The 24,234-nt window shown below is 62.6% G+C and carries 22 protein-coding genes; 12 read left to right on the plus strand and 10 right to left on the minus strand.

Annotated features, from left to right (window positions below; genetic code table 11):
- Positions 1-60: 60 nt before the first annotated feature.
- A complete protein-coding gene (locus tag HS122_07845; protein MBE7538309.1) occupies positions 61-1,053 on the plus strand; it encodes a glycosyltransferase family 2 protein in 993 nt (330 codons plus the stop codon).
- A 679-nt stretch (positions 1,054-1,732) separates the two neighbouring features.
- On the opposite strand, the gene HS122_07850 is transcribed toward HS122_07845, so the two are convergent.
- The gene (locus HS122_07850) at positions 1,733-1,924 is read right to left on the minus strand and encodes a hypothetical protein (protein MBE7538310.1); all 192 of its coding nucleotides are present in this window, start codon (positions 1,922-1,924) and stop codon (positions 1,733-1,735) included.
- Between the two features lie 373 nt (positions 1,925-2,297).
- On the opposite strand from HS122_07850, the gene HS122_07855 reads away from it, so the two are divergent.
- The 4 genes from HS122_07855 to HS122_07870 all read left to right on the plus strand — a co-directional run bounded on the left by HS122_07855 (position 2,298) and on the right by HS122_07870 (position 4,334).
- Entirely contained in the window at positions 2,298-2,633 is a 336-nt protein-coding gene (locus HS122_07855) for a hypothetical protein (protein ID MBE7538311.1), read from the plus strand.
- A complete protein-coding gene (locus HS122_07860; GenBank protein MBE7538312.1) occupies positions 2,630-2,869 on the plus strand; it encodes a DUF4926 domain-containing protein in 240 nt (79 codons plus the stop codon). The genes HS122_07855 and HS122_07860 overlap by 4 nt, the downstream gene beginning before the upstream one ends.
- A gap of 114 nt (positions 2,870-2,983) precedes the next feature.
- Positions 2,984-3,898, plus strand: coding sequence for a glycosyltransferase family 2 protein (locus HS122_07865; GenBank protein MBE7538313.1), 915 nt, complete (start codon positions 2,984-2,986; stop codon positions 3,896-3,898).
- A 142-nt stretch (positions 3,899-4,040) separates the two neighbouring features.
- Complete coding sequence (locus HS122_07870) at positions 4,041-4,334, plus strand: hypothetical protein (protein MBE7538314.1); 294 nt, start codon at positions 4,041-4,043, stop codon at positions 4,332-4,334.
- A gap of 290 nt (positions 4,335-4,624) precedes the next feature.
- On the opposite strand, the gene HS122_07875 is transcribed toward HS122_07870, so the two are convergent.
- The 9 genes from HS122_07875 to HS122_07915 all read right to left on the minus strand — a co-directional run bounded on the left by HS122_07875 (position 4,625) and on the right by HS122_07915 (position 13,993).
- Entirely contained in the window at positions 4,625-4,858 is a 234-nt protein-coding gene (locus HS122_07875) for a hypothetical protein (protein MBE7538315.1), read from the minus strand.
- 75 nt (positions 4,859-4,933) lie between these two features.
- Positions 4,934-6,661: a GAF domain-containing protein gene (locus HS122_07880; GenBank protein MBE7538316.1), complete on the minus strand. Its 1,728-nt coding sequence runs from the start codon at positions 6,659-6,661 to the stop codon at positions 4,934-4,936.
- Between the two features lie 281 nt (positions 6,662-6,942).
- Positions 6,943-7,413, minus strand: coding sequence for a heme-binding domain-containing protein (locus tag HS122_07885; protein ID MBE7538317.1), 471 nt, complete (start codon positions 7,411-7,413; stop codon positions 6,943-6,945).
- 100 nt (positions 7,414-7,513) lie between these two features.
- Positions 7,514-8,422, minus strand: a complete 909-nt coding sequence (locus tag HS122_07890; GenBank protein ID MBE7538318.1) for a glutathione S-transferase C-terminal domain-containing protein — start codon at positions 8,420-8,422, stop codon at positions 7,514-7,516.
- A gap of 33 nt (positions 8,423-8,455) precedes the next feature.
- Positions 8,456-8,908: a ferritin-like domain-containing protein gene (locus HS122_07895; GenBank protein ID MBE7538319.1), complete on the minus strand. Its 453-nt coding sequence runs from the start codon at positions 8,906-8,908 to the stop codon at positions 8,456-8,458.
- Positions 8,909-9,027: 119 nt separating this feature from the next.
- Positions 9,028-9,381 carry a flagellar motor protein MotB gene (locus tag HS122_07900; protein ID MBE7538320.1) on the minus strand — a complete coding sequence of 118 codons (354 nt, stop codon included), beginning with the start codon at positions 9,379-9,381 and terminating at the stop codon, positions 9,028-9,030.
- A 152-nt stretch (positions 9,382-9,533) separates the two neighbouring features.
- Positions 9,534-11,438 carry an ABC transporter ATP-binding protein gene (locus HS122_07905; GenBank protein MBE7538321.1) on the minus strand — a complete coding sequence of 635 codons (1,905 nt, stop codon included), beginning with the start codon at positions 11,436-11,438 and terminating at the stop codon, positions 9,534-9,536.
- Between the two features lie 17 nt (positions 11,439-11,455).
- Positions 11,456-13,312 carry an ABC transporter ATP-binding protein gene (locus HS122_07910; protein MBE7538322.1) on the minus strand — a complete coding sequence of 619 codons (1,857 nt, stop codon included), beginning with the start codon at positions 13,310-13,312 and terminating at the stop codon, positions 11,456-11,458.
- 54 nt (positions 13,313-13,366) lie between these two features.
- On the minus strand, positions 13,367-13,993 hold the full coding sequence (locus HS122_07915) for an arylesterase (GenBank protein ID MBE7538323.1): 627 nt from the start codon (positions 13,991-13,993) through the stop codon (positions 13,367-13,369).
- Between the two features lie 49 nt (positions 13,994-14,042).
- On the opposite strand from HS122_07915, the gene HS122_07920 reads away from it, so the two are divergent.
- From HS122_07920 to HS122_07950, 7 genes are all read left to right on the plus strand, one after another.
- A complete protein-coding gene (locus HS122_07920) occupies positions 14,043-14,759 on the plus strand; it encodes an ABC transporter ATP-binding protein (GenBank protein ID MBE7538324.1) in 717 nt (238 codons plus the stop codon).
- Positions 14,756-17,284: an ABC transporter permease gene (locus tag HS122_07925; GenBank protein MBE7538325.1), complete on the plus strand. Its 2,529-nt coding sequence runs from the start codon at positions 14,756-14,758 to the stop codon at positions 17,282-17,284. Before HS122_07920 ends, HS122_07925 begins: the two co-directional genes overlap by 4 nt.
- An 89-nt stretch (positions 17,285-17,373) precedes the next feature.
- Positions 17,374-17,856 carry a peptidylprolyl isomerase gene (locus HS122_07930; GenBank protein MBE7538326.1) on the plus strand — a complete coding sequence of 161 codons (483 nt, stop codon included), beginning with the start codon at positions 17,374-17,376 and terminating at the stop codon, positions 17,854-17,856.
- 8 nt (positions 17,857-17,864) lie between these two features.
- Positions 17,865-18,611: an ROK family protein gene (locus HS122_07935; protein ID MBE7538327.1), complete on the plus strand. Its 747-nt coding sequence runs from the start codon at positions 17,865-17,867 to the stop codon at positions 18,609-18,611.
- A gap of 28 nt (positions 18,612-18,639) precedes the next feature.
- Entirely contained in the window at positions 18,640-19,692 is a 1,053-nt protein-coding gene (locus HS122_07940) for an FAD-binding oxidoreductase (protein ID MBE7538328.1), read from the plus strand.
- An 806-nt stretch (positions 19,693-20,498) separates the two neighbouring features.
- Positions 20,499-21,623 carry a LacI family DNA-binding transcriptional regulator gene (locus tag HS122_07945; GenBank protein MBE7538329.1) on the plus strand — a complete coding sequence of 375 codons (1,125 nt, stop codon included), beginning with the start codon at positions 20,499-20,501 and terminating at the stop codon, positions 21,621-21,623.
- Positions 21,624-21,648: 25 nt separating this feature from the next.
- Complete coding sequence (locus HS122_07950; GenBank protein ID MBE7538330.1) at positions 21,649-24,099, plus strand: hypothetical protein; 2,451 nt, start codon at positions 21,649-21,651, stop codon at positions 24,097-24,099.
- Positions 24,100-24,234 lie beyond the last annotated feature (135 nt).

Raw genomic sequence — 24,234 nt, forward strand, 5'->3', positions numbered from 1 at the left:
TTTTACGTTGATGTCTAATCGGGTTTGGACGCCGACACTTGAGGCTGGAGCTGAATTGGGGTGAGCGACACGAGCCAACCTCCGGGGGCGGTCCAGAAAAAGCCACGCATCGGCGTCGTCGTTGTGACCCACCGGCCGGCCGGCGGGCTGGAAGGACGTCTCAGCCGTATGAGCGCCCAAGGGGATGCAATGGTCGTGGTGGACAATGCTTCGGGGCCGGAGGCTCGCGTCAGTTTGGAAGAGACCTGTACCCGCCACGGATGGGAATTGATTGCGAATCCGGAAAACCGGGGCATTGGCGTGGCGTTGAACCAGGGAGTGGCGCGTTTGGCGGAGAAGGAATTTGAGTGGGTCATCCTCTTCGACCAGGACAGCAAGCCCGAGCCCGGCATGAGCGGGCGCATGGCGGCCTCGCTGCAAAGTCATCCGAAGTCTGACCGGGTTGGGGTAGTGGGTGCCGCATTTCAGGAACGAGCAACCGCGAGGCAGCATCGTTTTTTGCGGCCCCACCCACTATTCCCATGCCTCTTTCAGAAGATCGAACCGATGGGTAAGGATTTGTTGGGGGTTACCAGTGTGATCACATCGGGTTCGCTGGTGAGGGTTGCCGCGATGGAAAATGCGGGCCGATTCGACGAAGCTTTCTTCATCGACTACGTTGATACCGATTTCTGTCTGCGCTGTCGCCGGCAGGGCTGGCTCACCATGGTGAGCGCGGCCGCGCATTTCACCCATGAGCTCGGGCGGCGTGAACGGCGGTGGTGGGGCGGCATGGAAATGGAACCCACCCATCATTCCCCGGTGAGACACTATTACATGGCGCGCAACCGCATCGCGATGTGGCGCCGTCACGCCGCGGCAGTTCCGCATTGGGCGCTCTATGATTTCTGTTTCGCGCTCTACAACTATTTCCGCGTCGCGGTTTTTGAGACAGGGCGATGGAGAAAGTTTCGGGCGGTGTGCCTTGGGACGTGGGATGGTTTGCGTGGCAGGAGCGGTCCTTGCCCGGAATCGAGGCAGAGGGCGTTGCTGGAGGGGCACGCTCCGTCGTGACCTAGGGACGTTTGTCGCGAAACATCGCCGGAGCGTCTCGCGCGGAACGTCGATGACTGAACTCGGAGAGATCAGTGGTCGGGCACGCTGATCCCGTACATTTCGATCTGGTCCATACCCCCACCTCTCCGCGTCCTCCGCGACTCCGCGTGAAACCCTCCGGTATGCGAATTCTGGTACCTGCCAGCTGGGAATCATCTGGCACCTTCGCACAATGCTCGTGCCCAAGTCACGACGGAGCGTGCCCCGCCATTTGATGAAGAATTGAGCAACCCAAACTGACCTCCGACATTCCGCGTTTCATCCCCCCCCACAGCATTTCCATGCCTTCATGCTTCGCATGAACCCTGCTGTCCCCGCCCGACCTTCGCGTGCTTCGCGCCTTCGCGTGAAACCATGCCGATGTCGCCGTCCATCGGGCGGGCTTGCCATTGTGGCGATAGTCGGAGCATTGTGGATCATGAGATCGTCCAAGCCAATCGTCTCGAGTTCGGAGGGGGCGGGGCGGAGAATTGTGTCCAGGGCATTGCTTGTGCGGGCTGTGTGGGAATGCTTTTTCAGCCCCAGCGGAGAAGCATCTTGAGGTAGTTCAATGCCTTTACTTGCGACGAGATTGGGAGAAACCCGCCATGTGTCCTCGCTCATGCGCAAGGCACGTTCGCTTGGACTGGCTGGACCGTCAGAGCTTCTGACTCTGGCCGTTCAGCGTGGTTGCGATCACTACTCCGGATCGGCTGGGGATCAGCCGGTAAATGATCCCGGAATTGAGCGATTGAGCACTGAGGAACTTGCCGTGCTGCTTATGCTGGGTGAGCACCCTTTCGACGCGACCGCGCTGCGATGCGCTGCGCAGCTCATGAGTGGTCCTCAAGTTGATCCCAGGCGACTGGCTGCATTGGCTCGCAGGGAACGATGCGGGCGTGTCCTTGCTCATATCGCAAGGGCAGGGTGCGAACACTATGAAGCCGGCAGGGATTTTTGGGTTCAGCTGCTTTCCCTGATACCATCGCATCGTCCGGTTGATGAAGGCATACTTCCCCATTGGACACGGTTTGTTGCGCTCACGGGCGCACGGCGGTACGCGAGGGAAATCAAGAGTGTCTGGCTGCGGCCGCGCCCGTGAATTGACTGACTTTGACTGTGGCTCCTGATTGCGGGTATCAACCCAGGAAAGTAGTCGTAGCTCGCGCAGCATCTACACGGCACCGTATACACCGATTTCCAAGAACTTCATTGGACTTGAAATGAGACTACCTGCCAATGCCGCAATTGCGCGCGAGAAGGTGACGAACTATCTGTTGGTTCGACGGGATCGAAATGACAAATCGACATTTCTCAAACTTGGCGGCTTTGGGAACCACAATCCGGATGTGCTGATCGCCGCAATTAGTGGCCTTTTACGGCAAAACGATGCGACGCAGATCGATGAAAACAAGTTTGGTCGGTACTATGAAGTCATAGGTGTGTTGCGTGGGCAGCTTGGAGTCGGATTGCGTGTGCGTTCCATCTGGATGACTGAACACTTGTCAGGCGTAACAAAGTTCATCACTTTGATTCCCATCGAGGTCGTGCACCCATGACGTTTCCACTCTACACGGATGTTGCGCTCGCCTGTGACCTGCCGGAATACCGGCTTCGCCGCGGTGACTTGGTGCGCTTGGTTGAACATCATGTGGCACCGGATGGAACTGAGGGCTATTCGGCTGAGGTGATGGGGGCAAAAGGTCAGACCGTTGCAGTCATCGCGGTACCGTCCACAGCCATCGAGGCACTCCGGGACAATGAGATCCTGAGTGTTCGCACGATCTCTGTCTGAAGTTTGTTCGATCATGGGGGGTTCTGGCCTGAATTGACCTTCTCAACTGAGGCTCGCATTGAATGATTCAAATGCGCCGGGAAGTTGTTCGAGTGGCGCGAAATTTTGAAGTCCATGGCTGAATCCGCCCACAGGGAGTCGGAGGTTCCTGTCCTGTCGGTCATCATCGTCGCCTACAAATCGCGCGATGAGATCGGGCCCTGCCTTGATTCGATTCCCGCGCGGCTCCTGGGGGGAATTGTCGAGATCATCGTCGTCGACAACTCGGCGGGCGACGGCACCGGCGAGTTGGTGAAAAGCCGCTTTCCCGCGGTGACCTACCTGGATCCGGGAGGCAATCTTGGGTTCGGGCGGGCGAACAACCTGGGTTTCGCCCGCAGCCGGGGAGAGCATGTCCTGTATCTCAATCCCGACACCGTCTGCAACGCGGCGGCGCTGGAGCATTGCCTGCGCCGGCTGAAGGCGGAGCCGGACATCGGACTCATCTCGCCGCGGCTCGAACTGGCCGACGGTTCGATGGACCTGGCGTGCCGCCGGTCGATTCCGACGGTGTGGGACGGCTTCTGCCGGGCGTCGGGGCTGGCGGCGGCGTTTCCGGGGGTGAAGTTGTTTTCTGGATACAACCTCACCCATCTTCCCAGGGAGGGTGCCTACGACGTGGACGCCATCAATGGCGCCTTCATGATGGGGCGTCGCGCCGTGCTCGAGGGAACCGGCGGATTCGACGAGGCGTTCTTCATGTATGGCGACGATCTTGATCTGTGCATCGGCGTGCGTGCTGCGGGAAAGCGGATCGTGTATGACGGGAGTCAGTCCATCGTGCATCTCAAGGGGCTGAGCGTCGGAAAGGATTTCGACCGCATGTCGACGGCGATCTTTGACGCCAATCGCGACGTCTACCTCAAGCATTTCAATCCGAAGGGCTCGCGCTGGATCGAATGGAAATACCGATTCGCTTTCGGCACCTGGAAACGCGTCTCCCGCCTGAGAGCGCGCCTGCGTGGTTCAACCCGCGTTCGCCCGGGGTGATGGGGCGGAAGCAGGAGGTCGGAAGTGTCTCAGGTCGGATGTCAGATTGCTGACCGCTGATTCGATCCGTCAAGCCGGTCACGACGGAGCGTGCCCCTCGTGCTTGCATCACCCCTTCCGACCTGGAGGGGCACGCTTCGTCGTGCCCTGGGGACGTGCGTCGCGAAACATCGCCGGAACATTTTCACGCGAAGCCGCGGAGCACGCGGAGAAAGGAGCCCGCAAACGGGCGGACCACGGCAGCCCATGGCAATGCGTGAGGCGATCGCGCCAACTGATTCTCGGTCGGTCGAGCGCGCCTAAGGCGCACACCATGGCGGCATGGGTGAATGAATGCGCATCAACGGATCCTGGATCGAGCGCGCTGAAGGCGCAGGTCATGGGAGCCCATGGCGACGCCATGGGTTTCGACGGGAGCAACAATTTTGAGCCCTGAAGGGGCGACCCACGGTGTGATTGTGACAGGCGTTGGGCCGCCCCTTCAGGGCTCGGGTTTGGTGTGTGGGATTGGAACCCCGGGCGATGCCCGGGGCTGGTGCTGGTGCGCCCCTTTGGGGCTGGGAAAAATTCGATCCGTCGAACCGGTCACGACAAAGCGTGCCCCTCCAAAACTATTTGCATCCACCTTCCGGCCTGGAGGGGCATGCTTTGTCATGCCCTGGGGACGCGGCTCGCAAAACCTCGCCGGTGGGATTGCTCCATCCCATGGCCCGACCCAAAAGCTCCCTACCGCTGCCGATTCTGCCTCACGTAGAGCGCGATGACGGCGGCTGCGAGGAGGTCGCTGCCGGCGATGAGTGCGCGCAGCGCGAGCGGAATCTTCAAGGGCAGCACGACGATCAGGATCGCGCCAAGAACCAATGCGAAAACCACGACGCGGAGCGCGCTCTTGCTGCATTGCGGAGCGGAACTGGCCGGTCGGCCATTGCTGGATGCGGGTGAATCAGAGGGAAGGGGCATGGCGGCAAGGGAGAAGGATTGTTGTGATCTTATCAAACGGGATGAGTTGCATGACAACCGGGCCTTCTCGCTGGTTCAAGTCGCCGCCAGCGGCAGCGTGATCCGCATGCCCGTCCCCGACGGACTGGTGCGCACGAGCGAGATGTCGCCGTGATGCGACACAAGAATGCGTTTGGCGATCGCCAGCCCGAGGCCCGTGCCGTCGGGACGCCCGGAGAGGAAACTGTCGAAGATGCGGGGGCGAATCTCCTCGGGTATTCCGGAACCGGTGTCCTCGACATCGAGGTGCACGACGGCTGGGCCGTCGCCCCGCTCCTCGATGTGCGCCCGCAGCCGGATTGTGCCGCCCTCCGGCATCGCCTGCGTCGCGTTGATCAGCAGATTCAGCAGGACCTGCTGGAGCTGCCCCTTGTGCACCTCCACGACCATCGGCTCGGCGGGCAGGTCCAGTCGAAGCTGGATCTTTCCCTGGGCCAGCTTGAGGCGGATGAGCACCAGGGTGTCGTCCAGGATGTCGCGCATGCTCCATTTCGCGTGGAGGCTCGCCGGCGCCTTGGCGAACTGCAGCACGCGCGTGACGATCGCCTCCAACTGGTCCAGCTTCTCCCCGATCACGCGCACGTCCGTCTGGCGGGGATCGGCGTCGGGAAACTCGAGGTTGAGGTTGCCGAAGAGGAGCTTGATCACCGTGAGCGGATTGCGGATCTCGTGCGCTATCTCCGCGGCGAGCAGTCCGAGCGTCGTCAACTGCTCGTTCTTCCGCAGGGTCTCCTCGCTACGAAAAACCCGCGCATAGAGCCGCGCGTTCTGAAGGGCGACCGCGGCGAGCGAGGCCAGCGCCGCGCAGAGGCGCTTCTCCTCGTTGTTGAATCGGTGTATCTGTTCTGTGAATACAGCGAGCACCCCCAGCACGCCGCCTTCATAGAGCAGGGGCGTCGCCAGCATGGAGCGCAGCCGGTCGTCCGACGGAAGATCGATGACGTCGATGTATTCGGGCGACTGCACATTCGCCAGTTCGAGCTGCTTGCGCGTGTGGCACACGGAGCCGACCGCACTGGAGTCAACCGGCAGGTCCTGGTCGAGCGTGGGCGTGGGACTGTCGGCCGCCCCGGGGATCGTCAGGGCGGCCAGCCGGAGAACGGCGCGCGGCTCGTCGAAAAGATAGAGCCCGCAGGCGCGCGAGCGCGTGATCTGCCGGGCGTCTCGGGCGATGCTCTCGCAGAGTTCGCGCTCGTCGACCTGGCTGACGAGCGCCTGGCCGATTCCGATGAGCGACTCCAGTTGACGCGCCTTGTCGCGCAACTGCTCCAGCTGCCACAACCGCCGCATCACGGCGGTGACTTCCTCGGTAAACCGCACCAGCAGCGCCAGATCATCCTCGTCGAAGGCGCCCGCGGTGTCGCTGTCGAGATTGATGACGCCGAGCACCTGTCCGTTCTCGTCCATGGGCGCGGCCATTTCCGCGAGGACCGACGGCCTGATGCGCACGTAGCGCGTGTCCCTGGTGACGTCAGCCACGAGTTGCGCGCGTCCGTGGAAGGCGACCCAGCCCGTGATGCCCTGTCCCAGGCGGAGGACAACATCATGGTAGTCGGCGGGCAGTCCGCGCTGCGCCTCGATCTCGAGTCGGCCGGTGTCCGGATTGAGCAGAGCGATGGAGCCCGACGAGGCTTGGAAGTGCCCGATGATCACATCAAGGATCTGTCCGAGCGCGACCGCAGGATCCGCCTCCCTCGCGCAAAGCGTGGCGATGCGATGGAGCGAGCCATCGATGGAGGGGCGGGAAGGCGCGGGGTCAGGCATCAATGGTAGGGATGACGCCAGCGGAGGGATGAATTGGCGAGGGCCAGGGCCGCGACCGCTGCCAGTAGATCCTGGAGGGGCGCGCCTCGTCGTGACCGGGGACCTGCGTGGAAGAACGGCGCCGGGAGAATTTCACGAGAAAACGTGGAGGATGCCTGGGGGAGTTTGACATCAGGAGCGGCTGACCATCATCGCTCAGACCGCCAGGGAAGTCCATCCTTGCCGATGGATTGACATGGCGGGAGACGGCCAACGAATCTGAAGGCAGGAGGTGGACCCTACTACAGTTGCTCGGAAAGTTTGTCGCGCAGATCCTCCGCCCAGGCGACAATCGCTGCGATATCGGCGTCGGTGAAGGCGGCGTCGCGGTGCGTCCAGGTGTATGACCTGAGCGGCATTTTGCGCTCATTCAACTCGTCAATGATGGAGTCGAGTTTGTCCGCCTGCCGTTTCAGGGAGTAGCTGCCGAAGTTCGAGAGATTGAGTTCGTGCTTTCCGTCGCGCACATGCCAGTCGAGCCACCAGGCGACGGGCTGGATTTCCGCGTACCACGGGTAGCGCGTGTTGTTGGAATGGCAGTCATAACAAGCAACCTCGAGACGCCTGCGAATCGCCTCGGGCATGGGATGCGCCGCGCGCAGGTCCTCGGGCGGCATGGGGCCGGGGCTCAGGTTCTTCGTGGGGCGCACAAATTGAATGGCCACGAGTCCAAGACAGAGGGCGATCGCAGCCCGGCGGAAATATCGACGCATGACCGGGATCGCTAGCCGATGTCGGTGGATTCGTCCATTCCGGGTTTCTGCGATTGGAAAACGCGGTCTGATTCCGAATTCCGTCTCGAGGCGCCGTGAGCTACAGATCGAGGATCGGGCCGAGCGGCACGATCCGTGTCGGATTGATGTCGTCGTGGGTCATGTAGTAGTGCCGCTTGATGTGATCGAAATTCACGGTATCGGCGATCCCCGGGGTCGAATAGAGATCCTTGAGGTAGCGCTGCAGATGCGGATAATCGACAATGCGGCGCAGGTTGCACTTGAAGTGCCCATGGTACACCGCATCGAAGCGCACGAGCGTGCAGAAGAGCCGCCAGTCCGTCTCAATGCAGCGATCGCCGAAAAGGAAGCGTCGGCCGGCGAGCCGGCGCTCGAGGGAGTCGAGGCAGTTGAACACGTCGCGCACCGCCGTCTCGTAGGCCGATTGCGCCGTGGCAAATCCCGCGCGGTAAACGCCATTGTTGACCGCTTCGTAAATCGTGCCGCTGAGTTCAGCCTGCTCGCGTTCGAGATCCCTGGGAAAAAGATCGGGTGAAGCCGCGGCCTGGGGGAACTCATCGTTGAACATGCGGCAGATGTCGTCCTCGGAGTTGTTGACGATGCGCCGGGTCTGCCGGTCCCAGAGCACAGGCACGGTCCATCGTCCCCGATAATCCGGCTCGCTGGCGAAATAGGCTTCCTTGAGCAGGGAGAAGCCATTGACCGGATCGCGGGAAAAGCCCGGGCCCTCGCGGAACGCCCAGCCTTCCTCCTCGGTGCGGATGGGGTCCAGGACCGAACAGCTCACGACGGTTTCAAGCCGCTTGAGGTTGCGCACGATCAGCGTCCGGCTGGCCCAGGGACAGGCCAGTGAAATGTAGAGATGGTAGCGATTCGCCACAGGCGAATACGGCGTTGATCCATCGCGGCGTATCCAATCGCGAAAGGCGTCCTCCTGGCGCTTGAAGGCGCCGCTCTCGCGATTGGCGCCTGAAGTGAAGGGTGTCATGAGTTGGATTGAATGGCTTGCCCGGGCTTCCGGCTATAATTTCGGCGTGGGGATGCCGAGAGCGTCGGCAAGATCGGTGAGGTGCTCCTGCTCCTGCATGATAATTTCGCGAAGCGCCTCGCTGAGCGCGAACTCCCCCATGGCCTCGGCCTGCCCGATGCGCTCGCGGTAGGCGAGGATGGTTTCGTGTTCGTTTTCGAGGTCGTACCGGAGCATGTCATCCGGCTTGTCCGAAATCTTCACCTTGCGCGGTTGGGTGACAGGGGTGCCGTTTAAGTAGTCGATCTGCTTCGCGATGATGAGAGCGTGGTTCAGCTCCTCGGCCGCGTGCAGCTTCAGTTCATTCGCGATGTGCTGGTACTTCGCACCTTTCATCGTCTGGCTGTAGACCGTGTAGGCGATGATCGCCTGAAACTCACGGGCAAGATCCTCGTTCAGTAAGCGCACCATTTCATGGCGGCTGATGGCGGTGGATTTCTTTTTCATCACCACAACCTAGCACAGCACGGCCGATTTCTCACCTGCGTTCGAGGTGAAACATTCCACTGAAACTTGTGTATTTTCGACTGGCCGCGCGGCATTCCCCGCGCCGGGGCGCGCTGCGCTCAGTACTTTGCCGGGCGGGCCGGTCCGATAGGGCGACCCTGCGCGTCGACCTCGGTCTCGTAGGGGACGCGGATCGTGCGGCCGTCCGGCGTGGTCTCCGTCCGCCATTCGCGAATGATGCGGCGCTCTCCATTGAACGGCACCTTTGCCGCGGCGGAGGCGCTTTCTCCAGCTGCAACAACGGCGCCGGCAACATTGCCGACGACGGCGCCCGTGGCGGTGCCGATCGCCGTGCCCACGGCCGGGCCGGGCTGGCGGGCATTGGTGTCGCGTCCGTCGGTCGTGTAGCAACCGGAAATCGCGAGGGCGCCGAGTGAAACGATCAGTGAAAGGGAGAGGGAGGTCGCGGCCATGGCTTGGATGGTGGGTTTGTCACAAGTGCTGGACCGCACTTGGGTGAATTCGTGCCAAGAATGTCACGCTGATTGCGGACGTCAATGCAGCCGCCAGCGGTGATGCAGGTGAAATGCGTTCGGCGGAAGGAGGCGTCCGTCGCAGAATGCCGCTATTTGATTTCCAGATGCGTTGGACTCGCAGTAATTCCTTGTGTTTCGAGCACTGCATTCTCCCGCTCCGCACGGAACTGGCTCGTATAGAGCTCGTGGTAGTGGCCCCGCTGCTTGAGGAGTTCGGCGTGCGTGCCGGACTCCTCGATGCGCCCGCTGGCGATTACGAGGATGCGTGAGGCGCTGCGAATCGTGCTGAGACGGTGGGCGATGACGAAACTTATCCGGCCGGCGAAGACGGTCTGGAGGCCGCGCTGGATGAGCTGCTCGGTTTCGGTGTCGATCGAGGATGTCGCCTCATCCATCACAAAGATCCGCGGATCCGCCAGAAGCGCGCGGGCAAAGGAGAGCAGCTGGCGCTGGCCGGTGGAGAGGCGGTTGCCACCTTCGCCGACCTGCGAATCGTAGCCGTTGTCCAGCGCCTGGATGAAGTCGTGCGCATTGACCCGCCGGGCCACCTCCTCGATCTCGGCGTCGGTCGCGTCGAGCCTGCCGTAGCGGATGTTCTCGCGGACCGTCCCCTTGAAGAGGTGCGGTGTCTGCAGGACGATGCCGAGTTGCGACTGCAGCCAGGACAGGGAGCGCTCGCGATAGTCGGTGCCGTCGATGAGGATCTGTCCGGTGGTGGGTTCGTAGAAGCGGCTCACCAGCGAGACGATCGTGCTCTTGCCGCCGCCGGAAGGACCGACCAGCGCGATTGTTTCCCCCGCTTGAACGCGGAGGTTGAAGTCATGCAGGACCTGCGGGCCGGTGTCGTAGCGGAATCCAACATTCCGAAACTCAACCTCGCCGATGCGGTCGGGGTGTCCGTCGTGGGCGAGGGTATCGCCCGCGGCCGCGCCGCTCCGGGGGGATGCCGCATGGGCTGCCATGCGCGCCCTGACCTCGGGCGAGTCCCGGATTGCGGGCTCCGTGTCAAGCAGTCCGAGGACGCGCTCCCCGGCCGCCTGGGCACCCTGCATCTCCGTCAGCTTGTTCGCGAGCTGGTTTATCGGGAAGAAGAACTGCCCCGAGAAATTGATGAAGGCGACGAGCGTTCCGAGCGTCATTTCGTCGTCGATGACAAGGATGCCGCCGCGCCAGAGTGCCACACCCGCGCCGATGCTGCCGATGGTCAGGATCAGCGGATAGTAGAACGCGCTCTGCCTCGCATTGGTCACGGCCGCCAGAAACATCTGGGTCGAGATTCCCTGGAACTCGCGCAGGTTTTCCTTCTCGCGCACGAGGGTCCGGGTCGTGCGCACGCCCTGGATGGCCTCGTTGAAGGAGGCTGTGATCTGCGAGTTGTATTTCCGAATTTCCCGCGCGCTGAGCAGGATCCGCTTCTGGAACACCTTGCTGACGATCGCGAGGGGCGGGACGACGGCGACAACGATCAGGCCGAGCCGCCAGTTCATCACCAGCAGGCTGAGCGCGATCATGAAGACATAACTCACGCCCCAGACGATATCGAGAAAGCCCCAGGCAACGACGCGGGAGAGGCGGTCGCAGTCGCTCGTCAGCCGCGTGATCAGCCAGCCGACCGGCCGCGTGTCGTAGAAGGCGAACTCGAGTTGCTGGAGGCGGTCGAAGGCTGCGCCGCGGATGTCGTGGCCGAGGTGATTCGCGATCGCTCCGGCGCAGTCGATGAACACCCAGACCGCGACACAGAAGACCAGGACGACACCGGCGTAGGCGAGCATCCAGGGGGTCAGTCGCGCCGAGGCGCCACCCGCCATTGCGGCGTCGATTGTCCAGCGCGTGATCTGGGCGAAGGCGGCGTCGCAGACCGCTATGGCGACGGCGCAGAGGAAGAGCGGCACGAGAAACCGCTTGAGACCCAGGGCGCGCTGGAAGAGTTTCCACCACAACCGGGCGTCGAGCCTGGCCTTGAATTCATCTTCCTGATGAAATGCGGATGACATCGGTGGAATGCGGCTGGCTAGGTTTCGAGCAGCTCGCGCTGGAACTCGGCCTCCACGGTCGACTGGATCCGCCAGAGACGGCGGTACAGGCCCTCCACGCTGGAGAGCTCCGCGTGGGCGCCCGTTTGAATGATCCGCCCCCTGTCCATCACGATGATGCGGTCGGCGTGAACAAGCGTCGACAGCCGGTGCGCGATCACGAGGGTGGTGGAGCGTCCGCGGCGCCTGCGCAGCGCATCGAGGATGAGCGTCTCCGTCTCCCCGTCGACGGCGCTGAGGGCGTCGTCCAGGATCAGGATCGGCGGGTTGCGCAGGATGGCGCGCGCGATCGCGACACGCTGCCGCTGGCCGCCCGAAAGGGTGATGCCGCGCTCCCCGATGAGCGTCTCGTAGCCGAGTTCGAACGTGCGGATGGTCTCGTCGATGCAGGCGACGCGGGCGGCCTCCTCGATCTCGCGATCCTGCGCCTCGCCGCCGCCGAGCCGGATGTTGTCGCGCAGCGTCTTTGAGAAGAGGAAGGGCTCCTGCATGACCGTGCCGACCTGTCCGCGCACCCATTTTCGCGGCAGGCCCGCAAGTTCCTCCCCGTCGAGGCGGATCGACCCCTGCTCGTAGTCGTAGATCCGCAGGAGCAGATGCATGAGCGTGCTCTTGCCCGCGCCGGACGGGCCGAGCACGGCGAGCGTTTCGCCGGGGGCGACGTCAAAGGAGACGCCGTTCAGCGCCCCGCCCGCGTCAGGCGCGCCGTCGCCGGCGACCGGCCGCGCCGCATGGCTGAAGGCGAGATTGCGCACGGAGATCGCGCCGCGCAGCGGCTGCAGGGTCCGGGTCACGGACGCGGGTGCCGCATCCTCCTCGCGCCGCAGTGTAAGGATTTCCTGGATACGCGTGATCGCCACAGAGGTCTTGCCGAGGTCGGTCAGGATGCGGCCCATCTGCCTGACAGGCCAGAGCATGATGCCGAGATAGGCGAGGAAGGCGAAGAGGACGCCGACCGAGAGCGTTCCCTCGCCGACCCAGCGGGCGCCGATGAGAAGCACCAGGCCGATCTGGGCGAAGGCGACGAGGTCGCTGATCGACCAGTACCAGGACATCAGCCGCAGGAGGCGCATGTGCCGGTCGCGAAAGAGCGCGTTGGGGCCGGCGAACCTGGCCTTCTCGAATTCCTGCCTTGCAAAGGCCCGCACCACGCGGATGCCGGTGAGATTCTCCTGGATTACCGAGGTCAGCGCACCCTCGGCCTCATCGACTGACTTGAAGACGTGGCGCACCTTTTTGAAATAGACGTAGCCATAGGCCACAAGTGGAGGGACCAGCGCGAACGCGATCGCCGTCATGGGGGGACTCAGCAGCAGAAGCAGGGGCAGGGCCGTGGCGGCGAGAATCAGGGACTGGCCGATCTCCATCACCTGCACCGCGAGAAACTGACGCAGGGTTTCGACATCGCTGCTGCAGCGTTGAACCAGATCACCCGTGTCCAGGCGATCGAGGTTCTTCGCGGGCAGGTGGTTGATGTGGTCGTAGAGATTGTCCTTGAGCTTCCGGGCGATGCCGTCGCTTGCGAGCGACGTGAAGCGGCCCTTGAGGTAGCTTCCCGCGCCGCTCATCCCCGTGAGGAGCACAATGAAGACCGGCGCGAGCCACAGGTGTGCGCGCAGCGACTCTGCTCCCCCCGCGCCTGCGAGCATCATGCGCACAAGCGCGCTCGCCTCCGCGGGATCCTTCGAGCCGATGGCGTGGTCAATGGTGGCGGCTCCCACAAGAGGCGCAAGGTAGCTGGCGGCCGTCGCAAAAAGCAGGCTCAGCAGGGCCACGCCATAGTGCAGGCGTTCGCCCCGCATGAGGCTCCAGATGACCTTGAGCTGCGAAAACATCGGGTGGAGAAAGCGGAATAGGCATCCGCGGACAAGAACGTTCCGGTGAAACTCCTAAAGGAGCGGTTTCAGCCATCGCCATGCCGTTTCAGCAACCAACTCATGTCCCTCGGCGGTCGGATGGATGCCGTCCGGAAGATTGAGATCGGGGCGGCCGCCGACACCCTCAAGCAGGAAGGGAATGAGGGTTGCGGTATTCGCTTTCGCCAGCGCCGGATAGATGGCCGCAAATTCGTGCGCGTATTCACCCATGCTGCGCGGCATCTGCATCCCGGCTATCACGATCTTCGCCGAAGGGTATTTCGCGAGGACGGCGTCAATGATCGCCTGCAGGTTCTCGCGGGTCGAATCGACCGGAAGTCCTCTCAGGCCGTCGTTGGCCCCGAGCTCAAGGACAAAGACATCGATCTTCTGACGCAGGATCCACGGGATGCGGCGCCTGCCGCCGGCACTGGTGTCGCCGCTCAATCCGGCATTGACGACCCGGTAGTTCAGTCCGGCCTCCTCGATTTTTTTCTGAATCAGGCCGGGGTAGGCGGCGGATAGGTGGTCATCGAGCCCGTACCCCGCGGTCAGGCTGTCGCCGAAAAACACAATGGTGCGCGTTTCGTGCTCAGACGCTTCCGTCCCGGCGCGAACGATTGCGACCGACAGCAGGGCGAGGAGGAAAAGGAGTTTCATGTGTTGCGGAATTGCGGGTGGCGGATTTGGTCGCAGTTTCGTCCCAGACATGACTGTTCAATCCATGCTGAAAGTCGAGCGACTCACCAAGACCTACCTGTCCGCGGGCGCGCCGCTCACTGTTCTGAAGGACGTGGGATTCACGCTGGGAGCGGGCGAAAGCCTCGCGATCGTCGGACCCAGCGGCAGCGGAAAGACGACCTTGCTGGGATTGTGCGCCGGGCTCGACCGACCGAGCTCCGGTGCCGTGACTTTGGCTGGCGAGGAGATCGGAAGGATGAGCGAGGATGAGCGGGCGCGCGTGAGAAACGAGCATGTGGGATTCGTCTTTCAGAACTTTCAACTGATACCGACGCTGACGGCACTCGAGAATGTCCTTGTGCCGCTCGAGCTGCGCGGATCGGCGGGCGGAGAGTCCGAGGCGGTGGCGCTGCTGAACCGGGTCGGACTCGGCGAGCGCTGCGATCACTATCCCGTCCAGCTTTCCGGAGGAGAACAGCAGCGCGTGGCGCTCGCCCGCGCGTTCATCAATGCGCCGAAGATCCTGTTTTGCGACGAACCCACCGGCAACCTCGATGCCGACACGGCGCAGGCGATGACCGGGCTCATCTTCGAAATGAACCGGGAGCGCGGCGCGACGCTTGTGCTGGTGACCCATGACATCGAGCTCGCGCGAAGGTGCGGGCGCATCCTGCGCCTGAGGGCCGGCTCCGTCGTGGAGGATTTCCAGACGCGCGCGTTCGAGACGGGGGCGGTGTGTACATGAGTTTCGTGCTGCGCATGGCCTGGCGCGATTCGCGGGCGGCCCGCCGGCGCCTCGCGCTGTATTCGCTTTCGATCGTGCTTGGCGTCGCCGCGCTGGTCGCGATCGGATCGTTCAGCGCCAATTTGAACTCCGCGATCGAAGGCCAGGCGAAGGGACTGCTCGGCGCGGACCTCGCGGTGCAGTCGCGTGTGGCCCTGACGCTGGATGCGGCGGCTTTTCTCCGCAGCCTGGGAGGCGAGCAGGCGAGGGAGGTTTCGTTTGCAACGATGGTTGTCTTTCCGCGGACGGGGAATCGAACGCGACTCGTTTCGCTCCGCGCCGTGGAAGGCGCGTACCCGTTCTACGGCGAGTTCGTGACGGACCCCGCGGACGCGCCGCGACGGATTGCGGCGGGGGAGGCGGTCGCGGTGCTCGAGGAGTCGCTCATGTGCCAGTATCAGGTGAAGGTCGGCGATCCCATAAAGCTGGGCGCGTCGACATTTACGGTGGCGGGCGCGCTGAAAAAGATTCCTGGTGAATCGGCGGCGGTCGCCATGCTTTCGCCGCGCATCTTCATTTCCCATTCGCGGCTGGCTGCAACGGGACTGCTGGGTCCGGGCAGCCTTGTGCGCTACAAGACCTACATCAAGTTCGCCGCGGGCACGGATGTCGAGCGGCTCGTGGACGATCTGCGGGCACGGTTTCGCGAACTGCGGCTCGGATTCGACACGGTGGAGGAGCGCAAGAACGAACTCGGGCAGAGCATCCGCAATGTCGACGCTTTCTTCAGCCTTGTTGGATTCGTGGCGCTGTTTCTGGGGGCGATCGGCGTGGCCAGTGCGATTCATGTCTATGTGCGGCAGCGGATCGCGACGGTCGCGGTGCTGCGCTGTCTGGGCGCGAGCGCCTGGACGAGTTTTTCTGTCTATCTCGTGCAGGGTTTCCTGCTGGGCCTGCTGGGCGCGGTCATCGGTGCGGCGCTGGGTGTGGCGATCCAGTTGACGATCCCGGCGCTGGTGAGGGACCTGCTGCCCTTCGACGTGGACTTCTTCATTGCCTGGAGCGCGGTGTTGCGCGGCGTGGGTGCGGGTCTGCTGATCTGCTTTCTGTTCACCCTGCTGCCCCTGCTGGCCATACGGCGGGTGTCACCGCTCGTCGCGATACGGGCATCGGCCGCGGAGGACGGACGTTCGCGCGATCCGCTGCGCTGGGCGGTGTATGCGCTGATCTTGGCGGCGGTCGTTCTGTTTGCGCTGTGGCAGGCGCCGCGCTGGCGGTTGGGACTGGGATTTGTCGCCGCGCTGGCCGTGAGCCTGGGAGTTCTCGCCGGGCTGGCGAGGGCAGTCTCCTGGTGTGCGCGCCGCTTCATGCCGCGCAGCGCGCCGTATGTCTGGAGACAGGGTGTCGCCAACCTGCACCGACCCAACAACCGCACCGTGCTCCTGCTGCTTGCGCTCGGGCTTGGAACATTTCTGGTGGTGACGCTTGCGCTGACGCGGACGACCCTGCTGGCGCAGATCAAGGGGGTGGGTGACAACCAGCGTCCCAACCTGCTGTTCTTCGACATTCAGGACGATCAAATGGCCCCGCTGGAAAAAATCCTGAAGCGGGAGGACGCGGAACTGAAGGCAAAGGCACCCATCGTGACCATGCGGCTGCGCGCGCTCAAGGGCCGTTCGGTCGACCAGATTCTGAAGGATGACTCGTCGCGGATTCCCTCGTGGACGCTGAGGCGCGAGTATCGTTCTACGTATCGTGGGAAACTTTCGGGCACGGAGAAGGTCGTCGCCGGCCGGTTCGATGGGACGGTTGCGGCGGATGCGGCGACGATTCCCGTGTCGATTGAGCGGGGTCTCGCGAAGGACATGCAGCTCGGGCTGGGCGACACCATTGAGTTCGATGTGCAGGGCGTGCCGATGATGACGCGCATCACCAGCATCCGCGAGGTGGAGTGGAGGCGCATGGAGCCCAACTTCTTCATGGTGTTCCCCGAGGGTGCCCTGGAGGCGGCGCCGAAGTTCTTCGTCGTGGCGACGCGTGCGGAGACGCCGGGGGATTCGGCGCGCCTCCAGCAGGCGGTGGTCAGCGAACTCCCCAACGTGTCGGCGATCGATCTCGCGCTGATCCTGCAGACGCTGGATGGAATTTTTTCGAAGGTGCAGTTCGTGATCCAGTTCATGGCGCTTTTCACGGTGGTCACGGGTGTCATCGTGCTGGTCGGGACGATTCTCAGCGGACGCCACCAGCGCCTGCGCGAAACGGTCCTGCTTCGCACGCTCGGTGCGAGCCGCCGCCAGTTGATCCGGATCCAGGTGGTGGAGTACGTGATTCTGGGCGCGCTCGCCGCGGGGGTGGGATGCGCGCTTGCGGTGGGGGCGAATGCGCTGCTCGCCCATTTTGTTTTTGAAACGACGGGTGCGCTGGCTCCGGTCACGCTGCTGGGGGCGTGCGCGGCCGTGATGACGACAACCCTTGCAACCGGGCTGCTGTCGAGTCGCGGCGTCGTTGATCATCCGCCGCTTGAGGTGCTGAGGCAGGAGACCTGAGGTCGCTCTTCCCGCGGCATGCGGGCCTGTGACGAATCTGCCAGAATGTGGTGGCCATGCAGCGGATTTTTGGGGAGACCTGTTTTCTGATGCGCCGCGTTGTCACTTTCCACTACACCCTGCGGGACCCCGGGGGACGGGTCATCGATTCCTCCGCCGGGGGCGAGCCTGTGACGTATCTGGAGGGTGCCGGCCAGATCATCGATGGGCTCGATGAGGAGCTTCGCTCTGTTGAGCCGGGCGTGCGGACCCGTGTGCAGGTGCCGGCGGGGTCAGCCTATGGGGAGCGCGATCCGTCGCAGGTGCAGTCGGTGCTTCGGGCCCTGCTTCCGGTGCAGGGCGAACTCAAGGCGGGGGATCAGTTCCAGGCCGGCGAGGACCAGTTTGCACCGGTTGTCACCGTTGTGGGCGTTGACGGGGATTCGGTCCTGCTGGATGCGAATCATCCGCTGGCCGGCGTGGATCTGACCTTCGACGTTGAAATCATCGCTGCGCGACCGGCGTCGCCGGAGGAGCTTTCGCACGGACACGTACACGGTGCGGATGGTGCGTGTCACGCGCACGCCTCCTGAGAATTGCCATGAATGTCCTTGGAATCGACATCGGCGGATCCGCGCTGAAGGGAGCGCCGGTGGACACCGCAACCGGCAGACTGCTCGCGGAGCGCCTGCGTGTGCCGACGGACAAGCTGTTGACCCCGGCGCAGATGGCGCGGACGATCAAGGGCATTGCGGAGCACTTCAACTGGAAGGGACCGGTTGGGGTGGGATTCCCCGGCGTGATTCGCAGAAGCACGATCTACACCTCGGCGAATCTGCATCGCGGTTTTGTCGGGTGCAACGGGGAGCGGCTCTTTGGCAGGGTCATCAAGCTGCCGGTCACGCTCATCAACGATGCCGATGCGGCGGGCCTTGCCGAGGTTAGATTCGGCGCCGGCAGTAGAGCGAGGGGCACCGTGCTGATGCTCACGTTCGGCACGGGAGTGGGAAGCGCGCTGTTTGTCGATGGGCGACTCTATGCCAACAGCGAGCTGGGGCATCTTCCGATGAAGGGCCGTGACGCAGAGAGGCGCGTTTCCGCGGCTGCGAAGGAACGGAAGAAGCTCTCCTTCCGCAAGTGGGCTCACCGCGTTGACGAATACCTTGGCATTGTTGAGACGATCCTGAATCCCGACCTCATCATTGTCGGTGGCGGCATCAGCAAGGACTACAGGAAGTGGTTCAAGTACCTTGACCTGAATGTCCCGATCGTTCCGGCGAAGTTCTTCAACGAGGCAGGCATTGTCGGAGCCGCGCTGCACGCCGCCGACTGCCGGGAGCGGCGCTGAGACGGGGCGCGCGGCCGCTGGAATCGTGATGGTGGCGCCGATTCTCATCGTCGGACAGGGCATTGCGGGGACCGCCCTTGCGTGGGAATTCGAGCGTGCGGGATTTTCGTTTGAGATCGCTGATGCGGGCCTCGACGGATCGGCCACGCAGGTTGCGGCGGGAATCGTGAATCCGATAACCGGTCAGCGATTCGTGAAGAACTGGCGCATCGACAGCCTGCTCGGACCGTCGCGGGAGTTCTACCAGGGCATCGGCAGGGAGCTGGGCATCGAGCTTGTTCGCGATGTTCGCATCCGCCGGCTGTTTGCCGATGTCGGTGAATTTGCACGCGGGAAGGAAAAGGCGGATGCCGGAAAGTGGCGCCCGTACGTCGATTCCTCGGCGGTGGAGCCCGAGGGTTTCTGGATCGAAGGCGGCTGCCAGGTTGATTTGCCGGCGCTTCTGGAAGGATCGCGACGACGCTGGATCAAACGAGGGATGCTTCAGCAGCGAGTCGTCGACCCTCCGGCGGAAATTTCGAGGCGCGACTTGGTCATCCTCTGCACGGGCGGCGGCCTGTATCGGGAATTTGGTGACAGTTTGAAGTTTGAACGTGCCAAGGGTGAGGTCATTGAAGTGGCGGCTGCGGGCGGGGTGTTTGAACCGGGCGTGATCCGCAGCGGGGATGCCTGGGTGGTGCCGCGCAGCCACTCGACCGCGCAGGTGGGTTCGACCTACGACCGCGAGGCCGAGGACCTCGTTCCGACCGGCCCGGCCCGCGAAACGCTCTTCGCGCACCTGCGCGGGCTGCATCCGGGTATTGAAGCGCGCATTGAAAGGCAACGCTGCGGCTGGCGCATGTCAGTACCCGACCGCCGTCCCGTGGTCGGACGCGTGCCGGGACTCGAACGCATGGGCATCTTCGGCGGACTCAGTTCAAAAGGCGTGCTCACCGCCCCATGGATCGCGCGCCAGTGGGTGCACCACCTCGCGGAGGGCATTGGGTTCGACGCGGACATCGCCATCGGGCGCTGCTGGCAGGGCTGCGTTCGGATGGGTTTAAACGCGGAGACGCCAAGGCGCGATGTTCGGAGAGAATGAGGACGTTTCGGATTCGACGGAAAGTCGCACGCGGAGATGGATTTCCCTTCATTTGGAGGGGCACGCTCCGTCGTGACCTGGGCCCGTGCATCGTAAAACGCGGCCAGACCAATTCCATTTTCACATCGCGCACCTTTGACCCGGCTATTGATGAGCCTCCACCCTGCAAGGGCTCATCTCTCCCATTGTCATGCCGCTTCACACTCACTTCCCCTGCCGACGTCGTGGCGCGACGAATTTGGCATGGGTCGCCAGTCGGCATTGGGGAGCTTGACGGTCAGGAATGCGAAAGGTGAGGTTTGACCCCTTTTGAACTGGGAAACGAATTTTTGTTTTTGTTCGATGCCCGGGACATGCCGGGCGGGGACATTCCCGCCGACACCGCCGTGTTTTGGATCGACGTTTGAGTATCCGATGAACGCCGATCCATTCGCTTCCAGCGATGTTCAGGAGCTCGCCGGGCCAACTGCTGGAGTTCCGTTAAAGGGTGAACCTCCAGATACCTTTGTTATGTGAAATAATAGGAAATAATGGATGCTTAAATCGCAATCGACTGGGACAGATCGTGTCGAAGTCGCAATCTTTGCTATGAATTCCACCACTGACCGTGAATGATATTTTTGGCTCTAAGCGTCATATAACATGATATTACATATCAGCTTAAGATTTTCTGCAGCACCATCCAATCTTCTGGATTCTGAGTGCGGGTTGCGCGGGTCTCAGAAAAGTCATATGAAATACATGCCAGTTGCCTTTGTTTCACAAATAGACTTGCCCTGGGAAAGCGAGAAACGTACGGCTGAATCGTGAAATCGAACCCTGCGAGCAAACCTGTCAAAGTCACCGTATTGGATGTGGCGGCTGCGGCGAAAGTGGCGGTGGGAACGGTTTCACGCGTGCTCAACACGCCTGATGCGGTGGGTCCGGAGATTCGGCAGCGGGTGCTGGATGCTGTCGGCAGGATCAACTACAAGCCGCTGCGACGGCATCGCAAGACGGGTGGGAATGTCCGCGGTGGAGTTCGCAGGCAGCAGGGCAACATTGGAGTGCTGCTGATGGGGATGGACGACTCGCTGACGCACCTGCCGGTGATCAGCGAGGTTCTGCACGGCGTCGAACTGGCGATGGCGGAAGAGGGATTGAACCTGATGCTCGCCAACGTCCCGCAGGCGGATCGGGTTCCCGCTTTTCTGGCCAACAATCAGGTCGACGGCCTCATCCTGAAGTGTCCGCTTCTCGGCGATCTGCGGGCTTGCGCCAACCCCAAGCTGGTCGACGCCATCAACCGGATTCCCCACATCTGGCTGCTTGGCAAGCCGGAGTCCGCGGAGGGCGACATGTGCGGCTCCGATGGTGAGGCGGGAACCGCCCAGGTGGCGAAACATTTGTATGCGCGGGGACACCGGCGGATCGGCTACCTGCATCCCAGGCCCGGACAGACTCGATCGGAAGGGGTCAAGCACTCGCTGGCGCTTCACATGCGGCAACTGGGCATGGAGCTGCGGATTTTTGAAAGTGCGTCATCCAGGGAGGTGAGGTGGCCGCTGCCCGCGATCACCAGTCCGGATGAAATTCTGCCCCTGCTTGACGTGTGGGCCGCGCTTCCCGAGGCCGAAAGGCCGACCGCGCTGGTGGTGACTGCGGACAGCATTGCCGTGCAGGTTTATCATGCGCTTCACCAGCGTGGAAAGCAGGTTGGGCGGGATCTCAGCCTGATTTCCATCAATCATGAACGCCCGTTGGTTGTCGGATTGAATCCGTCGCTCACGACCATCGACATTCGCGCCCAGAGCATCGGGCGACGCGCCGTCGAGCAATTGCGCTGGCGCATGGCCGACCGGAGCGGCGCGGATACCGCACCCGCGCGCGTCTTGATTGAACCCCGCTTGGTGGAAGGCGGCTCGGTTGCACGATTGACGCCGCATTCCTGACCGATTTCACGCGCGGCTCTCTCCCATGGACAAGATGCGGTGCGGACTGTGGACGCTTGCGACCCTTGCGCTGCTTCAAGCGGGCGCGCACGGGAAGCCCGAGACCGTCGCGCTCTGGCTGTTTGATGAGCCTGCGGGCGTGTACCCCAGCACACCCCTTGACACAAGTGCCGGCTTGGACGCACCGCTTGTGCTGGGTCTGGGTGGAAGCGTGATTCCAGGGCGGTTTGGGAATGCAGTTTCGACAGTGCCATATCCACCGACGAAGATTCCGAGCCAGGGTGAGGAAACGGCCGCTCTCGGCGATTTTCCCATTCCGAAGGGTAGCACCCAGGAGCCTCTGACCTGGCGCAACAACCAATTCACAGCGCTGATGACATCCGGAGAAAATCACCTCCGGAAACAGGTGAGCTTTGTGCGTCCGACGCACACCGACATGAATCTCGGGAATTTTGACTGGACGGTGGAATTCTGGGGGCGCGCCCGCGGTGAGGCGGCGTGGGGAACATTGCTTGAAGTTGGCACCGGACCGAGGGGCGAAAACCAACTCTTCACCCGGATCGGTTGCAATCTGCAGTTGGGCGCGATGAGCATTGAACAGATGAGCGGTGGACCGGCGGTCGAGACGGTCCTTGAAGCCTCCTCCGGAAACGCGCTGTCCCCGAGCTGGCATCATTTCGCATTGGTGCACCACTCAGCGTCGATGCGCCTTGTGCTGTTTCTCGACGGCAAGCAGCGTGCCGAGGCGGAAGGTGTGACACTGAACCGATTGCCACAGGGGAGCGAGGACTACATGAGCATTGGACGAGACGGCGCGTGGCGGCATGCGCTTCCGGGTGCGATCGATGAGCTGCGCATTTCCCGTGGAGCGGTCTACACGCGTGCATTTGAACCGCCGGAGAGCTTCGCACCCGTTGAGCCCATGGTTGAGCTGGAGCGCGGACCTCCCCTGCTGTTCGCACCGGATTCTGCTGCGGAGACGGTTGTTCCGCTTGGACAGCGCAAGTGCCTGTTCATCGACGGTTCATTGATTGCGAGAAGTGAAAACGTTGAGTTTGCGGTGAAGCCGCCTCGACGAATTGATCGCGTGGATCTCAGGATTTCATCTCATTTTCGCAAGCATCTCACGGTCATCGAGGATCCGGATGGCCTGATCCGAATCTACAATGGAGGAATCGACGACTATCTCATCGTGCACACGTCGCACGACGGCCTGCATTTCACGGCTCCGGACACGGGTCTGCATCACAAGGATGCAAGGAATGTCGTCATTGCGGAACCCGCGCCCCTGGGCCGGCCGATCATCGACTTCAATGGTCCGGCGGAATATCGTTGGAAGTATGTCAGCGGGCTCGAGGGTCGCGGCGTCTACCTGTACACCTCGCCCGATGGCTGGACCTGGCGCCGGCACCGCACCGCGGTGCTGCCCTTTCGCTCGGGCTCGCAATCCAGCCTGTACTATGACGACCAGCGCGGGCTGTACGTCGGTTTTCACCGGACGGGATTTCCAATGAGCCTGGAGGGTGGGACGCAGCGCGAGTTTGTGCGGTCGGAAGCGCGCGATATTTTTCACCCGTGGCCCGTGACCTTCCTGTCCCAGGAGCAGGTTTGGGATATCGCGAAGAACCGTCCACTGCGTTCGCCACAGCCCTGGTGGCTGGACAACGGCCCGCTCACTCCCGGCGATTTTGGGGTGGAGCTGCCGACCTCGTTTGCACCCGATCCAGCGATCGATCCGGCAGGCAGCGGCATCTATGTGCCCAAGGCCGGCAAATACCCGTGGGCGACGGACACCTATCTGGCGTTTCCATCCCTTTACTTCGATTATGAGCAACCCAGACTGCCGGCGGCGCGGCGAGCGTTGATGGATCCGGTACGGGGGCTGGGCTCAGGGCAGGTGGAAACTCAAATGTCGGTCAGTCGTGACGGCATTCACTGGCGGCGGCTGCCCAGCCCCGCCTACATTCCGGCGGGTCGCATCTGTGGACGCGATCTTCATCAGGTGTACATGGGCGAAGGCATGGTTCGCCGGGGCAATGAGATCTGGCAGTACTTTTTTGGCAGGGAGGATTATCATTCGCCGGTGAAGCCGGCCCCGGGCGGCGACGCTGTCTATCGGGCGGTTCAGCGCCTCGATGGTTTCGTCGCGGCGGAGTCAGCGTATGACCGGCTCGCGACGCTCACGACGAAACCGTTTAGATTCCAGGGAAACCGGCTTGTGCTCAACATTGACACCGGCGCGATGGGTTATGCCCAGATTGGCATTGTTGGTGAGGACGGATCCCCCATCCCTGGCTTTGAATGGCAGAACTGCGTCTACATCAATGGTGACTTCATTGCCAAAACAGTGGAATGGCTGACCGGCAGCGGCCATCCCGCGCACACCGACGTATCGGCGCTGGCCGGTCGACCGGTGAGGCTGGTGATGAAAATGCGGGGAACATCGCTCTACGCGTTTCAATTCGAGGGCCGGTGAAAAGCACGCCGCGCCAGCGGCGGGCTGCGCGGGTTGTTTTCGAGAAGTGTATTTTGTTTTGGATACGAGCATTCCTGCGGCAATGCACCGCGCGCGTGGGCGCGTGAAGGAGGAGGGATGGCATTGCCGGCATAC

Source organism: Opitutaceae bacterium, from assembly GCA_015075305.1.
Taxonomy (GTDB): Bacteria; Verrucomicrobiota; Verrucomicrobiia; order Opitutales; family Opitutaceae; genus UBA6669.

Bases quoted from the DNA above. Each gene is read 5' to 3' on its own strand.
- HS122_07855 (MBE7538311.1), top strand. From the start codon at position 2,298: ATGAGACTACCTGCCAATGCCGCAATTGCGCGCGAGAAGGTGACGAAC.
- HS122_07860 (MBE7538312.1), top strand. From the start codon at position 2,630: ATGACGTTTCCACTCTACACGGATGTTGCGCTCGCCTGTGACCTGCCG.
- HS122_07865 (MBE7538313.1), top strand. From the start codon at position 2,984: ATGGCTGAATCCGCCCACAGGGAGTCGGAGGTTCCTGTCCTGTCGGTC.
- HS122_07875 (MBE7538315.1), bottom strand. From the start codon at position 4,858: ATGCCCCTTCCCTCTGATTCACCCGCATCCAGCAATGGCCGACCGGCC.
- HS122_07880 (MBE7538316.1), bottom strand. From the start codon at position 6,661: ATGCCTGACCCCGCGCCTTCCCGCCCCTCCATCGATGGCTCGCTCCAT.
- HS122_07885 (MBE7538317.1), bottom strand. From the start codon at position 7,413: ATGCGTCGATATTTCCGCCGGGCTGCGATCGCCCTCTGTCTTGGACTC.
- HS122_07890 (MBE7538318.1), bottom strand. From the start codon at position 8,422: ATGACACCCTTCACTTCAGGCGCCAATCGCGAGAGCGGCGCCTTCAAG.
- HS122_07895 (MBE7538319.1), bottom strand. From the start codon at position 8,908: ATGAAAAAGAAATCCACCGCCATCAGCCGCCATGAAATGGTGCGCTTA.
- HS122_07900 (MBE7538320.1), bottom strand. From the start codon at position 9,381: ATGGCCGCGACCTCCCTCTCCCTTTCACTGATCGTTTCACTCGGCGCC.
- HS122_07905 (MBE7538321.1), bottom strand. From the start codon at position 11,438: ATGTCATCCGCATTTCATCAGGAAGATGAATTCAAGGCCAGGCTCGAC.
- HS122_07910 (MBE7538322.1), bottom strand. From the start codon at position 13,312: ATGTTTTCGCAGCTCAAGGTCATCTGGAGCCTCATGCGGGGCGAACGC.
- HS122_07915 (MBE7538323.1), bottom strand. From the start codon at position 13,993: ATGAAACTCCTTTTCCTCCTCGCCCTGCTGTCGGTCGCAATCGTTCGC.
- HS122_07920 (MBE7538324.1), top strand. From the start codon at position 14,043: ATGACTGTTCAATCCATGCTGAAAGTCGAGCGACTCACCAAGACCTAC.
- HS122_07925 (MBE7538325.1), top strand. From the start codon at position 14,756: ATGAGTTTCGTGCTGCGCATGGCCTGGCGCGATTCGCGGGCGGCCCGC.
- HS122_07930 (MBE7538326.1), top strand. From the start codon at position 17,374: ATGCGCCGCGTTGTCACTTTCCACTACACCCTGCGGGACCCCGGGGGA.
- HS122_07935 (MBE7538327.1), top strand. From the start codon at position 17,865: ATGAATGTCCTTGGAATCGACATCGGCGGATCCGCGCTGAAGGGAGCG.
- HS122_07940 (MBE7538328.1), top strand. From the start codon at position 18,640: ATGGTGGCGCCGATTCTCATCGTCGGACAGGGCATTGCGGGGACCGCC.
- HS122_07950 (MBE7538330.1), top strand. From the start codon at position 21,649: ATGGACAAGATGCGGTGCGGACTGTGGACGCTTGCGACCCTTGCGCTG.